Source organism: Salinimonas iocasae, from assembly GCF_006228385.1.
Classification (GTDB): domain Bacteria; phylum Pseudomonadota; class Gammaproteobacteria; order Enterobacterales; family Alteromonadaceae; genus Alteromonas; species Alteromonas iocasae.
This window is the reverse complement of sequence record NZ_CP039852.1, coordinates 1809239-1822800: the sequence shown is the minus strand read 5'-3', so window position 1 is coordinate 1822800 and position 13562 is coordinate 1809239. Positions and strand designations below refer to the sequence as shown.

The following is a 13562-nucleotide window of genomic DNA, read 5'->3' as shown; positions in this document are numbered from 1 at the left end:
TACCATTGAACTGGCGTGGGCATCCAGTATAGTCAATAGTACTACAGGGATGAAAGAAAATAGCGACATCCGGGGCAGTTGCCCCGGCGCTTTATGGTAAATGAGGTTTACAGTAAACGCGTGAAAGCGCGGAAGATAAAAAGCACTGATAAATTATCATCACAGGACTAAATAAACTGCTGATAGCATTATTGCCCAATTGGCGGCAGGTCAAACCACAATGCCTCAATTCTGTCAGTGGCCCTGAACGTTACCTCATCGGCCTGATAGACACCATAACCGTCACCGTCAGAGAACACATGTTCATTGGCTGATAGTTGCCCTTTGATAAGGTGCAAATAACCGCTTCGCCCTTCTACCGGAATGGTAATTTCGTCGCCGGCTTCCAACACCATTTTATAAAGGGTGACGTCCTGGTTAATGGAAATTGCCGTGTCGCTTCCTTCAGGTGTCACTATCGGTGACAACTTGTCTGTCTGCGCAATAGTCTTTTGTGCATACGAAGGGCGTATACCCTGCTCTTTCGGCATGATCCATATTTGTAGTAAGTGTGTTGGCACTGTATCAGATGGATTAAATTCAGAGTGCAGGATGCCCTTACCGGCGCTCATACGTTGTATATCACCTACTGGAATAATGGCCTGATTGCCCTGGCTGTCTTTGTGCTCAAGCTCACCCTCAATGATATAGGTGATGATTTCCATATCACGGTGGCCGTGTGTATCGAATCCATAACCGGGTTTAACAATGTCATCATTTATAACTCTGAGTACCGAGAACCCGGTATGCGCCGGATCGTAGTAGTGTCCGAATGAAAAGCTATGGCGACTTTTCAGCCAGTCTATTTCAACATTACCTCGTGATTCTGATCGTCTGACGTATTCCATACTGTCCCCTTACTTAATATTTGCATAACTTTATGTGATAGGAAAAGTGTAGAGGCTATTTAGTAGAATAAAAATTGCGATATATTGCACAATTCATTCTATTATTCAGAACAAATAGTCAATCGAGCTATCAATGCTTCAATATTTTCGGTAGACGTTGACAAATTCAGCCTGAAGAATCCGGGCGCAAACTCAGGATCGCCGCTGCCAAGTGCCAGATGATAATCATGCAACAATGTATCAGCAGGGTTTTCGCTGTGCGTTCGGGCATCAAGAAGCGCAAAGTAGGTCCCACGGGGGACGTGTAAGCGCAGTGTGTCAGGGAGTTTACCCCGCGCATTGACTAACAGCATACGGTTTGCGCTGATGGCGCTCAGTACTGCAAAAAACCAGTCATCACAACGACTGTAAGCGGTGTTCAATACACGACATGCAAGTGGCGATGGCACCAGGTGACGACGATCCAAGGCGTTGTTTAAGACATCCCTGACATGATTATTTGCACACACCGCATAAGCCGCATTATCAATACCTGCCAGATTAAAAGATTTTGACGCTGAGCGTAAAACAATAATGTTTTCGGTGCTATCTATGCTGGCATTAACAAAAGAGGTGAATGGCTGCTCAAACATGAAATCAGCATGAATTTCATCACAAATGATCATAATACTGTGCTGCCGACAGTAGTCTGCTATTTCAGCAAGCTGGTCCGGCCGCCATACATGGCCGGTGGGATTTTGCGGATTGCACATGAGGAGCATACTACTCTGAGGATCGATGGCTGTAATATCCAGCGACCATTCGCCATCCTCATTCTGCAATGTTGAAACTACCTGAAGATTGCGCCCGCTATCACGCACTGCATCATATAATGGGCTGTATGTAGGGGCTATTACAGCAACCTTGCTATCGGGCTCGCTATATAACGTAACACTTAAAAAGATTGTGCTAAGCACACCATTGCAGGGTACTACCCACTCAGGCTCGATATATGTGCCGCCCTTTGCCAGCCAACGCACCACCGCTGGTGCTACAGGTACTGACTGGTAACCTACCGCGGACGAACTGATATAGTGGTTTACCGTGTTTTGTATTGCCGGCGGTAGCGCAACATCCATGTCAGCAATCCACATCGAAACCATGTCCGGATAGGTCACACCAAACTTGCATTCGACCCCATCGTACTTGAGCGAGCCGGTACCCTGCCGCTCAATGAAAACGCTCATGGCAGTTTTTCAAAGATATTGAATTCCGAAATACTGTGCTGATACTTTCGCTTCGTTTCCCGAATTACAAACTCTACTTCTTCCGGGCCGCCAACACGCTTACATTTATCCAGCACCCTATCTAATGCGTCCGTAGAGCTAAGCGACTCACCGGTGCTTTCCTTGTATCCACCCAACCATTCTTCACGTTCTGTATATTCAGTCAGCCACGTGAATGGTGATGCAATAACGAGTATACCGCCAGTATTCAGCCTGCCCTGAATATCCTTTAAAAGCTTACGTGGCGAATAAACTCTGTCGAGCAGATTCCCCATGAATATTAAATCGTATCCGGCGTACTGAGGCTTCAGGTTACATGCATCACCCTGGGCAAAATGTACTTTTTGTGTATATTTGTCCAGTCCCATGTCTGCAAGTTTACGCGACTTAAACGTTGTCAGTTCCCCTTCGTCAATCAGGTGGTAGCGTATTTCACCACGTTCCTGCATGGTAAATGCTGTCTTGATAAAACGGGCTGAAAAATCAATGGCATCGACATGGTCAAAAACCCGGGCCAGCTCAAAGGCACTGCGGCCGACCGCACAACCAAGATCCAACGCCTTACCGGTTGCCTTGCCGGTTGCGAAAGTCAAACAACGTTCTGCAGAGGTTTTAGCAAAATTCGCTACACCGAAATAGCTATCGCCATAATGAAATTCACTGTATTGCGAGACCTGCGTATCGCTTTCATAATCAAAATCATTTACCGTAATGGTTTCAGGAGACTCTACATAACGAAAGCCTGCATGCTGGAAGAAATGACGGCGAAATGCATACCGACTGTCGCGGGTGGCCTCGTTACCGGTTGATGCCCACGAACCACCCTTAATCAGGTTATGCTTATTATCAAATGTCGGTGTGGTGAAATCGTCATACAGGGGGTGCACCTGAAAGCCTGCAAACGGATAAATAGGTGTCTCGGTCCACTGCCACACATTACCGGCAACATCGTAAAACTCTCCGTGTCGGTTAATATCTACCGGTTCGCTTGATGGACACTTATTCAGGTTGATATTCATACCTTCATCGAAAAGTACTTCATCAAGTCCGGCTGTATCTCGTAATCGCTGCCACTCATTCTCGGTGGGTAGTCTTATGGGTTTGCCCTGCTTTTCTGATAACCAGTGACAATACGCTTTCGCTTCATGATAGTTAACATCTACCGGCCAGGACAGCGGGAGCGGCATTTCTTCAGTCATTGACCGGTAGTGGTAACCGTCTTCGGATTTGTTCCAGAAAACGGGGTGAGCGGCTTGCCGGTAGTTACGCCATGCCAGCCCCTCTGACTCCCAGTACTTATCGCTGGTGTAGCCGCCCTCTTCTACAAATTTGAGAAATTCGGCATTGCTGACCAGGTATTGGGACGCTTTAAATGCAGTCACCTCTTCCTGTTGTTCACCATATTCATTATCCCAGCCATAATAGTCTGCCTGAGTATCCTTATTGTTTTTTACCAAGCCCCCCTCAACAGGTAATAATGTGTTTTCGACTGGCTCATTGTGTCGCTGCGAAGCACGCCATTGTGGCTGAGGACATATATGCTCAATGCCTAGCTGTCGAATCAGAACTGATGATGTTTCCAGATGAATACGTTCATGTTCAATACCCATAATGATTGGCCACATCGGGCTATCCCATTCGATGGGCATAGTGAAAGACTGCGTTTTAATCAAATCACTGACAAGTTGTCCGACCGTTTGCCGGTAAGCCCTGACTTCATCGACAGTTGGCCAGTCATAGTTCTCATCATTAAGATCATCCCAGCTCATCTCATCGACGCCAACAGCAAACAGTGATTCAAAATCAGGGTTCACCCGATCGTTTATCTGCTTCGCCAGCACCAGCTTATTAATAAAGAAGGTAGCTGTGTGACCATAATAAAAAATAAGGGGGTGACGAAGTGGCTCCGGGCGCTCGTAAAAAGCAGCATCGCTTTTCAGATTGCTAAACAGGCTTTCGTAGGTATCACTGGTATTTTCAAAGTAAGCCAGTATCTCTTCACGCTTTTCCTCGACAGAGCCCGCGCGCAGGTGTGGGGTGTGCAACAGTCTCATGTAACTTCCTCTCGACAATCATCCTCTAATCACCACAATCGCAGCGCGCGTCGTAAAACACGGTGTCATATGCTGGTGTGATGGGGTCAGAATTATTTATAGGTGTGATTGATTAGACTACGTTTTGTCTTACGAATCAGTTTAATAGACGGTGACGCAATTAGTATGAAGAATCGTTCATGATGGGCAGACTAGCAAGGCTTGGGGAAGCGAAAACAAAAAAGCCCACCAAATGGTGGGCTTTAGTAAAGTGGCGGAGAGTGAGGGATTCGAACCCCCGGAAGGTTTGACCCTTCGCCTGATTTCAAGTCAGGTGCATTCAACCGGACTCTGCCAACTCTCCAAAACTGATTGTGTCTCACTGTCAGTGAGTGATACATCCTGATGTATCGTGTATGTCGTAGTATTGCTATACTAAGCTAACGACTACCACATACAAAATGTGGCGGAGAGAGAGGGATTCGAACCCCCGGAAGGTTTGACCCTTCGCCTGATTTCAAGTCAGGTGCATTCAACCGGACTCTGCCATCTCTCCGAGAAGTGATGCGTATCTTAATGAAATTTTTAGGGCTGTAAAGCGTTAATTAAAAAAAAAGGGTTAACTGCTGGTGATTTAGGCAATGTGTTGACTGAGTAAACAATTTTTTAATTTACATCCGGCTGGCGCCCTTTTTCGTATAATTATCTGTGACAAACACTTGAATTCGGGAACCAAAACCCATAAAAAGGACTCAAAGAATCAATTGACTGATTTAGTTGATAGTTAATCCTGTTGGAGGAAAAGATGGACAACCGTTCGATGTATGCTAATACATCTCAGCCGTCGGTGCTGGAAACAAACAAGGTACTTCGTAATACCTACATGCTACTGGCTATGACACTGGCATTCAGTGCGGTCTGTGCCGGGGTGGCTATGGCAGTGGGCGTTGGCCCAATGGCATCGCTGGGCATGATGATTGGTGCGTTTATTACACTTTTCGTGGTTCAGAAGAAAGCTGAGTCAGCGTCTGGTATTTACTGGGTATTTGCCTTTACCGGACTGATGGGTGCTTCTTTAGGATACACGTTGCAATACTACCTCCAGTTTGGTGGTCCGGGCCTGATTATGCAGGCTCTTGGTGCAACAGCTTTAGTATTCTTTGCTCTGTCAGGATATGCACTGACCACTAAGAAAGACTTCTCGTTTATGGGTGGCTTTTTAATGGTTGGCCTGGTTGTTGTCATTATCGCCGGTATAGCAAATATCTTCTTTGCTGTTCCTGCTGTAAGCCTGGCTTTGAACGCTGCGATTGTGTTTATCATGTCTGGTCTGATTTTGTTTGATACAAGCAGAATCATCCACGGTGGCGAAACCAACTACATTCGCGCGACAGTAGCTTTGTATCTGAACATATATAACCTGTTCACTTCATTGCTACACTTACTCGGTGCCTTTGGTGGTGACGATTAATAGTAACAGTTAAGGAAGACACCCCGCTTCGCCGGGGTGTTTTTATTTATATGGCAGCTTATTCGCTACTTATTACCCATTCCCCTTTCGATTTATCCAAAACACTTGCTGCGCAGTCTTTTGCCAGCGAGCTAACAGCTCAGGGGCATACACTTAACAATATCTTTTTTTATGGCGAAGGCACCCACCATGCTAATGCGCTGGTGCAACTGCCTACCGATGAATATCAATGGCATCACCAGTGGAAACGTATTCAGGCTAGTTCTGAGTGCGCGTTACTGGTGTGCATAACGGCTGCAGTTAAGCGAGGGTTAGTCGGTGACTCAGAGGCCCGGGAAACAGGCGTTGAAATGGCGAATATACACGCGCCGTTTGTACAGGCTGGTCTGGGTGAGTTTTTCACTCAGTTACACAAATGCGAAAAATTGGTGCAGTTCTGATGGCGACAATCCTGGTACATTTTACTTCATCACCTTACGGTTCAGGTGCCGCAGGCGAAGGGCTCGACTTTGCTATGTCAGCAACCAATTATGGCCACGAAGTGATCGCTTTGTTTTCTGATGACGCGGTACAGATGTGGCGGTCTGACCAACATACACCAGATGGCGTTAAAACAGTCTCTAAGCGACTGAAAGCACTCCCATTGTTTGATATTGAACAGTTGTATGTGTGCGAAATGTCGCTTCAGCAACGTGGCATAAACGCAGACACTACCCAGTATAAACCGCTTTGTGCATCAGACATCGCTGCTGTCATTGTTGAAGCTGAACACGCGGTCACTTTCTGATGCTGATTTCAATTAGTAATACAACTTTAAGCGATGACAGGCTCTGCATGCTTCGCAGTATGCAAAATGCTTCGGTAGTACTGATGGGCGATGGTGTTTATTTGTGTGAGCGCCTGAATGATATGGGTGTCGATGTCATGGTTTATCAGCCTGACGCGCAAACCCGGGGCGTCGATACCTCAAAGTACAGAACGCTGAATGCAGCCTCATTGGTGAATCTGTCTGATAACCACAAAACATGGGTTTCCTGGTAAATTATGACCGACAACTTTTCATTTGAATGGCAGGGACAGCAGATCCCTGTAGATAAAAACGGCTACCTGCTTAATACCAAGGATTGGGATGAATCGATGGTGCCTTACCTTGCCCGGGAGGAAGGTATTAGTTTGTCTGAGGCACACTGGGAGGTGGTCAGGTTCGTGCGCAATTTTTATTTAGAATACGATACCAGTCCTGCTATACGCGCATTGGTGAATGCGATGAAGCAAACTTATGGCCCGGAAAAGGGAAATAGCCGGTATCTACAGCGTTTGTTTCCCAGAGGGCCTGCGAAGCAAGCAACAAAACTTGCGGGTCTGCCCAAGCCTGCAAAGTGCCTGTAACGCGCAATTTATACTTCTGGCTTGAATATACTCAGGCCGGCCGCTGTTAAGATAAACATTTAAAACTAAAAAGCCCGATGCACAACGCGTCGGGCTTTTTCGTGTACGGTAAGCTATTGCTTAGTCAGCAGTGATCTGCGTTACACCACCCATATAAGGCACAAGAGCCTCTGGGACGGTAACACTGCCATCAGCCTGCTGGTAGTTTTCAAGTACTGCCACAAGCGTACGACCAACCGCAAGGCCCGAGCCGTTCAGAGTGTGTAGAAGCTCAGGTTTATTAGTGTCTGGGTTTCTGAAACGTGCCTGCATCCGACGTGCCTGGAAATCCAGCATATTAGAGCACGATGAAATCTCACGATAAGTATCCTGAGCTGGTAGCCATACCTCGAGATCATAGGTTTTACACGCGCCAAAACCCATGTCGCCGGTACACAGCAACATCTTACGATAAGGTAGTTCAAGCCGCTGCAAAATAATCTCAGCATGCCCAGTCAACGCTTCAAGTGCGTCGAAACTTTCCTCAGGCTTCACTAGCTGTACCAGCTCCACCTTTTCAAACTGGTGCTGGCGAATCAATCCACGGGTGTCACGGCCATAGGAGCCTGCCTCGCTTCTGAAACAAGGGGTGTGTGCAGTCATCTTCAGCGGCAAATGCTTTGCCTCAAATATTTCATCCCGCCCGATATTGGTCAGAGGGACTTCTGCGGTAGGGATCAAAGATAACCCCTGGCCTTCTTCAGTCGCTGGCTGGGTATGGAAAAGATCTTCGCCGAACTTGGGCAACTGACCAGTCCCGTAAAGGCTGTCATGGTTTACCAGGTAAGGTACGTAGGTTTCTTCATAGCCATGTTCAGCGGTATGAATATCCAGCATAAACTGAGCAAGTGCGCGATGCAGCCGGGCAATCTTCCCACGCATGACGACAAAGCGGCTACCTGTTAATTTAGATGCCAACTCAAAATCTGCACCTTTGGCCAGATTCTCTGCTACATCAACATGATCTTTAACTTCAAAGTCAAAGGTGCGGGGTGTGCCCCACCGGGAAACTTCCACATTGTCATCTTCGCTTTCACCCACCGGTACTGAATCGTCCGGAAGGTTGGGAATACCCTGGGTAAGCGCAGTGACCTGCTCCTGCACATCAGCAAATTCCGCTTTAGTCTTGTCCAGCGCATCACCCAGCTCGCCTACTTCAGCAAGTAAAGGGGCAATATCCTCGCCCTGCGCTTTTGCCTTACCAATTGATTTACTTCGCACATTTCGTTCGTTTTGCAAATCCTGCATCTTTATTTGCAACGACTTACGTTGTTCTTCAAGTGCATTAAACGCTTCCACATCAAGAGTAAAGCCACGACGCTGCAGCTTTTCGGCAGTGGTTTCTATGTCGCTTCGCAAACACTTTGGATCTAACATGTGCTTCTATTTATCCTTTCGTCATTGTTATGGCAAACCAGCCGGCCAGCAGACAAAGTGACACGTTCAAAAAGACATTGATAAGTGCTTTCATCCACAAGCCATTTTCCAGCAAGGCCAGTGTTTCAATTGAAAATGTTGAAAATGTGGTAAGTGCACCCAGTAAACCTACGCCAATCAGCGCGCGGTATGGGTTCTCCGCTAAATCGTGATGTTCAATCACCGCGTAAAGCAACGCCAGACAAAACGATCCGACGATATTTACCGCAAGTGTACCAAAGGGGATGGGTTTTCCAAACCAGGAATCAAACTGATTGGTCAGAAAGTAACGCAGACAAGCCCCTATTGCTCCTCCGGTTGCTATATACAGATAAACAAGCCAGCCCTGCGCCATCCTACCGCTTCCTGTTACTCTGTTGATTGAGGTTGTCCAGATAGTCACGCTTTGCCTTAAGCGTTTTCTCCATGCCTCTTTCATTGGGATGGTAGAAGCGTGTGCCATTCAACGCGTCTGGCAGATAGACTTCGCCGGCTGCAAATGCATTCGGTTCATCATGCGCGTAGCGATAGCCTTCGCCATGCCCAAGCTCTTTCATCAATTTGGTAGGCGCATTTCGCAGATGATTGGGCACCGGGTAATCTGGTGCCTCTTTAGCAAGTCGCATAGCTGATTTAAATGCCGTATAAACAGCATTGCTTTTAGGGGCCAGCGCACAGTAAACAGCGGCTTGTGCAATCGCTCGCTCACCTTCGGCCGGACCAACCCGATGAAATGTATCCCAGGCGCTGACACAAAGCTGCATAGCCCGGGTATCCGCGTTGCCGATATCTTCTGATGCAATCGCGAGCAGACGTCTTGCCACATACAGAGCATCTCCGCCGCCATTGAGAATTCTGGCGTACCAGTATAATGCGGCGTCCGGGTCAGACCCTCTTACTGACTTATGAAATGCGGAAATCAGGTCATAAAAAGCATCACCCTGCTTATCATAACTGGCCACCTTTTCACCGACAGCCTGCTCAATATCCGATAGGCTAATTTGCGTTGCGCTGGTAAAGTCAGCGGCCAGCTCAAGATAGGTGAGCAGACGCCGGGCGTCGCCCCCGCTTAAACCTATTAAAGCGCGACGCGCATCATCTTCCAGCGTCAGTTCACGCTGGCCGAGACCTTTCTCGTTTTCCTGCAGTGCCCGATCAAGCAACCCGCTAAGCGCAGACTCTTCCAGCGCCTTGAGTACATAGACCCTGGCCCGGGATAACAGAGCTTTATTTAGTTCAAAGGAAGGGTTTTCGGTGGTAGCACCGACGAAGGTAACTGTGCCGGATTCTACATAAGGCAAAAAAGCATCTTGCTGGCTTTTGTTAAATCGATGGACTTCATCCACAAACAACAAGGTCCGCTGCTGATAACGAGCGTCTGCCTCGGCCTTTTCCATCGCCGCGCGCACATCTTTCACACCGGCATTAACTGCCGATAGGCGGATAACATTTGCATTCGTATAGGTTGCGATGAGTTCAGCCAGCGTGGTCTTGCCAGTGCCTGGAGGTCCCCACAATATCATCGAATGACAATGGCCGGCCTCAAGCATCTTTCGCAATGGCTTACCTTCACCAACAAGGTGCGCCTGTCCGGTGTATTCATCGAGCGTGCGAGGCCGCATCCGCGCGGCGAGTGGCGCAAAGGGTTCAGTATCTTCAAATAGCATTAACGCTGATCGTCAATTGTATATGTATCTGGAAGGGTCACTTCAAACTGATTCAGCGCCGGAGAAAAATCTGTCTGAATATTCTCAAATTTCAGTTCACTTTGCTGCGCCTGGGCATCCTGCATGATCAACCGAGACAAGCGTTCATTTTCGAAAAACAGTTGCAAAGCCTGAATTTGTCCGGTGCCGTTGACCGGCGTAACCCTGTAAGAGCCATCTGATTCGCGGGCGATATCAAACTTTTCCCATTGTTCATCACTTTCCGTTGTCAGCAACACCATAGGATTATCCTGTATCGCCCTGGATTGATCGATGATAGTGACCTGCTCTACAAACGGGTCCACATTCCATACCGCGCGGCCATCTGCAATCAGCAACGTTTCGTCTGGTTGCATCGTCTCCCAGCGCAGCTTGTCAGGACGTGCCATGGTTAGCTTACCGCTGGCTTCATGAACAACTTCACCGTCCATATCTTTAACGGTCTGGCTAAAATCAGCCTTAAATTGCTGCATGTTGGCTAGCGTGTGCTGAAGCTCAGTCTTAGCAGAATTTTGCGTTTCTGCCGGCGCACTGAATGAAAAGCTCAGCAAAGAAAGGGTCATGCCGGCCAGGATATGTTTTGTACGTAAAGTCATACTCAAATCTTTAATCCTTCGGTGGTGGGGGCGCAATAACTTCTCGGTTACCATTATGCCCTGGTGAACTTACGACGCCACTTTGCTCCATTTGTTCAACTAATCGGGCTGCTCGATTGTAACCAATTCTGAATTTTCTTTGCACACCTGAGACGCTGGCACGACGACTTTCGGTGACGAACGCCACGGCCTCATCGTAAAACTCATCAAATTCCTGGTCGCCACCTTCTGGTTGCTCGCCCGGCAATAATACTTCGGCTGTTGCTTCACCGTTAAGAATTTCGTCAATGTATTCTGGCTCCCCACGCTTTTGCCAGTCTGCAACGACAGCATGCACTTCGTGGTCATCCACAAACGCACCGTGGACCCGCGTAGGTACCGGACTTCCCGGTGGCAGGTATAACATATCACCCATTCCCAGCAGCGCTTCTGCACCCTGCTGATCCAAAATGGTTCTGGAATCGATTTTACTGGATACCTGGAATGCGATTCTGGTAGGAATATTCGCTTTGATAAGCCCTGTGATTACATCAACAGACGGACGCTGTGTAGCAAGAACAAGGTGAATTCCCGCAGCACGTGCCTTTTGGGCAATTCGCGCTATCAGTTCTTCTACTTTTTTACCCACGATCATCATCATGTCGGCGAATTCGTCGACCACCACCACGATACTCGGTAACTTACCTAAGTCCGGCGCCTCCGGCTCCATGCTATCCTCTGAACGCCATAACGGGTCCTTAATTGGCTCGCCAGCTTCAATCGCCTTCAAAACTTTTGTGTTATAGCCTTTGAGGTTTCTGACGCCCAATGCGGACATAAGTTTATAACGACGCTCCATCTCTCCAACACACCAGCGCAGCGCATTGGCAGCCTCTTTCATATCCGTCACGACTTCAGCCAAAAGGTGCGGGATACCCTCGTATACCGACAGCTCCAGCATTTTCGGGTCAATCATGATCATCCGAACATCTTCGGGCGTTGATTTGTACAGCAGGCTGAGAATCATTACGTTGACCCCCACTGACTTACCTGAGCCTGTTGTACCCGCAACCAAAAGGTGCGGCATTTTGGCTAAATCAACTACCACCGGCTTACCGCTGATATCAGAGCCCAATACCATGGTCAGCGGTGATGGATTACTTTGGAACGTCTCACAGCTGATAACTTCACTCAGGCGTACCATCTCACGCGATTTGTTAGGTAGTTCAAGACCAATTACAGACTTGCCGGGAATGACTTCCACTACGCGCACAGAAATAGCAGACATAGCTCGGGCTAAATCTTTCGACAGGCCGGTAATTTTACTCACCTTAACCCCCGGTGCCAGATCAAGCTCAAACCGGGTAATAACCGGCCCCGGGAAAACACCCACAACGCTTGCTTCAATATTAAAGTCAGCCAGCTTTTCTTCTACCAGGCGGGATACTGCATCCAGCTCTTCCTGGGTGATAGGATTTTCGTGCCTGTCCGGACGCTCCAGTAAATCGAAAGACGGCATGGGATCCTTACTTTCTTCTTCTAAAGGATCTGCCAGGCCAGACGCTGGTTTAGCGGCTGGCGCTGGAGTCGGTTTTGGTGCGTCGCTCTGCCCTCCCCCATCGCTTTTAGACGGCGATACTTTCTCTTTAATTGCTGACATCGAGAACCGGGACTTGGGCTTTTCTTGTTGCGGGCTTTGAGAAGTTGCATCAGAAGACGTTTGCGAGCGCGCGGTGACGTCGTCATTAATCTCAAAGGGAGGCTCGTCATCTACATCAAAAACTTCATCAGGAATACCGAAAGTCGGTTCTTCACGCTCATGAAATCCCCCTGAAGACGGGTGAGCCTGATGTGACGATGGGTGATGATCATTACTTTTATCGTTCGTTCTGGCGGCAAAAGATGAGGACTCCGGCGGCGGTTCGGCGCGCATGCTGGTAATATCTAGCTCATCGGAAGCTGCAGATGCCGAGCGCTTGCTGAATGTTGGCAGGCTCAAGCGCGGTGCTTCAAAATCAAGTAGTTGTTGGGGCGCCTCCCAGGCTTTTTTGCCCGACCAAAGCACAAGATGACCCATTGCATCTATGATTGTCAGCCAGCTTATTCCGGTCATCAATGTGAAGCCGGTACAAAAGAAGCATAATAACAGCAGAATTGTGCCGGGCGTGTTGAAATAAGGTATCAGTGCAGAACTGATAACATCACCAACAAAGCCGCCGGCTGAAAAATTGAACAAATCATTGAAATTGATGCTGGCAATCCCACTTGCGCCCAGACTGATAAGCAACGCACCAATAATCCGCAATCCAATAGTCAGATAATCAAATTGCTCGAGCTCTTTAATATGCTGGAATAAAAACCATCCCAGAAACGCAGAGCAAAAAGGTAACAGATAAGCCAGATACCCAAAACTGAATAGCAGTAAGTCGGCAATCCAGGCACCGGTTGCGCCCACCCAGTTATGAACATTGAGTTGCAAGCCAGCCTGACTCCAGCCGGGGTCGCCCGGATGGAACGAGGCCAGCGCCAGTAATAAATAAAAAGCAAATACGCAGGCAATGATCATACCTGCTTCCAGCAACCGCTGAATCCCGGAAAGTCGCGCCATAACCCTAAAATTCTTTTAACCGTTCTGTGCAGCTACGCACTGTTGTAATCAGCATCCATGTATCCATCACCTGACTCACGGGCCTGTGATGAAACTGGCTTCGGTTTTTATTATAAACTAAGACTACCACAAAGATTTCGCCTTCACCTATCTTAAGCTGTACAAAAACACAG

13 protein-coding genes and 2 tRNA genes are annotated in these 13562 nt (G+C 48.0%); 5 read left to right on the top strand and 10 right to left on the bottom strand.

The window, feature by feature from the left end; translation table 11 throughout:
• Positions 1-188: 188 nt before the first annotated feature.
• The 5 genes from FBQ74_RS07960 to FBQ74_RS07940 form a co-directional block, all read right to left on the bottom strand.
• Positions 189-887, bottom strand: a complete 699-nt coding sequence (locus FBQ74_RS07960) for a pirin family protein (protein ID WP_139756167.1) — start codon at positions 885-887, stop codon at positions 189-191.
• Between the two features lie 101 nt (positions 888-988).
• Positions 989-2113 carry an aminotransferase class I/II-fold pyridoxal phosphate-dependent enzyme gene (locus FBQ74_RS07955; protein WP_139756166.1) on the bottom strand — a complete coding sequence of 375 codons (1125 nt, stop codon included), beginning with the start codon at positions 2111-2113 and terminating at the stop codon, positions 989-991.
• Positions 2110-4206 carry a 5-histidylcysteine sulfoxide synthase gene (gene ovoA / locus FBQ74_RS07950; RefSeq protein WP_139756165.1) on the bottom strand — a complete coding sequence of 699 codons (2097 nt, stop codon included), beginning with the start codon at positions 4204-4206 and terminating at the stop codon, positions 2110-2112. The genes FBQ74_RS07955 and ovoA overlap by 4 nt, the downstream gene beginning before the upstream one ends.
• A 251-nt stretch (positions 4207-4457) precedes the next feature.
• Positions 4458-4549, bottom strand: a tRNA-Ser gene (locus FBQ74_RS07945).
• Between the two features lie 100 nt (positions 4550-4649).
• Positions 4650-4741 (bottom strand) — tRNA-Ser (locus FBQ74_RS07940).
• A 249-nt stretch (positions 4742-4990) separates the two neighbouring features.
• Between FBQ74_RS07940 and FBQ74_RS07935 the strand changes: the two genes are divergently transcribed.
• From FBQ74_RS07935 to FBQ74_RS07915, 5 genes are read left to right on the top strand one after another with little or no spacing between them, the layout of a single operon-like run.
• Positions 4991-5656, top strand: coding sequence for a Bax inhibitor-1/YccA family protein (locus tag FBQ74_RS07935; RefSeq protein WP_139756164.1), 666 nt, complete (start codon positions 4991-4993; stop codon positions 5654-5656).
• Between the two features lie 50 nt (positions 5657-5706).
• On the top strand, positions 5707-6096 hold the full coding sequence (gene tusD / locus FBQ74_RS07930) for a sulfurtransferase complex subunit TusD (RefSeq protein WP_139756163.1): 390 nt from the start codon (positions 5707-5709) through the stop codon (positions 6094-6096).
• Entirely contained in the window at positions 6072-6443 is a 372-nt protein-coding gene (locus FBQ74_RS07925) for a DsrE family protein (protein ID WP_139756162.1), read from the top strand. Before tusD ends, FBQ74_RS07925 begins: the two co-directional genes overlap by 25 nt.
• A gap of 47 nt (positions 6444-6490) precedes the next feature.
• Positions 6491-6697 carry a DsrH/TusB family sulfur metabolism protein gene (locus FBQ74_RS07920; RefSeq protein WP_168190639.1) on the top strand — a complete coding sequence of 69 codons (207 nt, stop codon included), beginning with the start codon at positions 6491-6493 and terminating at the stop codon, positions 6695-6697.
• Positions 6698-6700: 3 nt separating this feature from the next.
• Complete coding sequence (locus tag FBQ74_RS07915) at positions 6701-7045, top strand: TusE/DsrC/DsvC family sulfur relay protein (protein WP_139756160.1); 345 nt, start codon at positions 6701-6703, stop codon at positions 7043-7045.
• Positions 7046-7165: 120 nt separating this feature from the next.
• Here the strand turns inward: FBQ74_RS07915 and serS are convergent, their stop codons facing one another.
• From serS to FBQ74_RS19275, 5 genes are read right to left on the bottom strand one after another with little or no spacing between them, the layout of a single operon-like run.
• Entirely contained in the window at positions 7166-8461 is a 1296-nt protein-coding gene (gene serS / locus FBQ74_RS07910; protein WP_139756159.1) for a serine--tRNA ligase, read from the bottom strand.
• A 10-nt stretch (positions 8462-8471) separates the two neighbouring features.
• Complete coding sequence (gene crcB, locus FBQ74_RS07905; RefSeq protein ID WP_139756158.1) at positions 8472-8855, bottom strand: fluoride efflux transporter CrcB; 384 nt, start codon at positions 8853-8855, stop codon at positions 8472-8474.
• A 1-nt stretch (position 8856) separates the two neighbouring features.
• Complete coding sequence (locus FBQ74_RS07900) at positions 8857-10167, bottom strand: replication-associated recombination protein A (RefSeq protein WP_139756157.1); 1311 nt, start codon at positions 10165-10167, stop codon at positions 8857-8859.
• Entirely contained in the window at positions 10167-10802 is a 636-nt protein-coding gene (gene lolA / locus FBQ74_RS07895; protein WP_168190638.1) for an outer membrane lipoprotein chaperone LolA, read from the bottom strand. Before lolA ends, FBQ74_RS07900 begins: the two co-directional genes overlap by 1 nt.
• Before the next feature lie 10 nt (positions 10803-10812).
• Positions 10813-13389: a DNA translocase FtsK gene (locus FBQ74_RS19275; RefSeq protein WP_139756155.1), complete on the bottom strand. Its 2577-nt coding sequence runs from the start codon at positions 13387-13389 to the stop codon at positions 10813-10815.
• Between the last annotated feature and the right edge of the window lie 173 nt (positions 13390-13562).

Excerpts from the sequence above, each read along its gene's own strand:
- FBQ74_RS07960 (WP_139756167.1), bottom strand. The coding sequence starts at position 887 with ATGGAATACGTCAGACGATCAGAATCACGAGGTAATGTTGAAATAGAC.
- FBQ74_RS07955 (WP_139756166.1), bottom strand. The coding sequence starts at position 2,113 with ATGAGCGTTTTCATTGAGCGGCAGGGTACCGGCTCGCTCAAGTACGAT.
- ovoA (WP_139756165.1), bottom strand. The coding sequence starts at position 4,206 with ATGAGACTGTTGCACACCCCACACCTGCGCGCGGGCTCTGTCGAGGAA.
- FBQ74_RS07935 (WP_139756164.1), top strand. The coding sequence starts at position 4,991 with ATGGACAACCGTTCGATGTATGCTAATACATCTCAGCCGTCGGTGCTG.
- tusD (WP_139756163.1), top strand. The coding sequence starts at position 5,707 with ATGGCAGCTTATTCGCTACTTATTACCCATTCCCCTTTCGATTTATCC.
- FBQ74_RS07925 (WP_139756162.1), top strand. The coding sequence starts at position 6,072 with ATGCGAAAAATTGGTGCAGTTCTGATGGCGACAATCCTGGTACATTTT.
- FBQ74_RS07920 (WP_168190639.1), top strand. The coding sequence starts at position 6,491 with ATGCTTCGCAGTATGCAAAATGCTTCGGTAGTACTGATGGGCGATGGT.
- FBQ74_RS07915 (WP_139756160.1), top strand. The coding sequence starts at position 6,701 with ATGACCGACAACTTTTCATTTGAATGGCAGGGACAGCAGATCCCTGTA.
- serS (WP_139756159.1), bottom strand. The coding sequence starts at position 8,461 with ATGTTAGATCCAAAGTGTTTGCGAAGCGACATAGAAACCACTGCCGAA.
- crcB (WP_139756158.1), bottom strand. The coding sequence starts at position 8,855 with ATGGCGCAGGGCTGGCTTGTTTATCTGTATATAGCAACCGGAGGAGCA.
- FBQ74_RS07900 (WP_139756157.1), bottom strand. The coding sequence starts at position 10,167 with ATGCTATTTGAAGATACTGAACCCTTTGCGCCACTCGCCGCGCGGATG.
- lolA (WP_168190638.1), bottom strand. The coding sequence starts at position 10,802 with ATGACTTTACGTACAAAACATATCCTGGCCGGCATGACCCTTTCTTTG.
- FBQ74_RS19275 (WP_139756155.1), bottom strand. The coding sequence starts at position 13,389 with ATGGCGCGACTTTCCGGGATTCAGCGGTTGCTGGAAGCAGGTATGATC.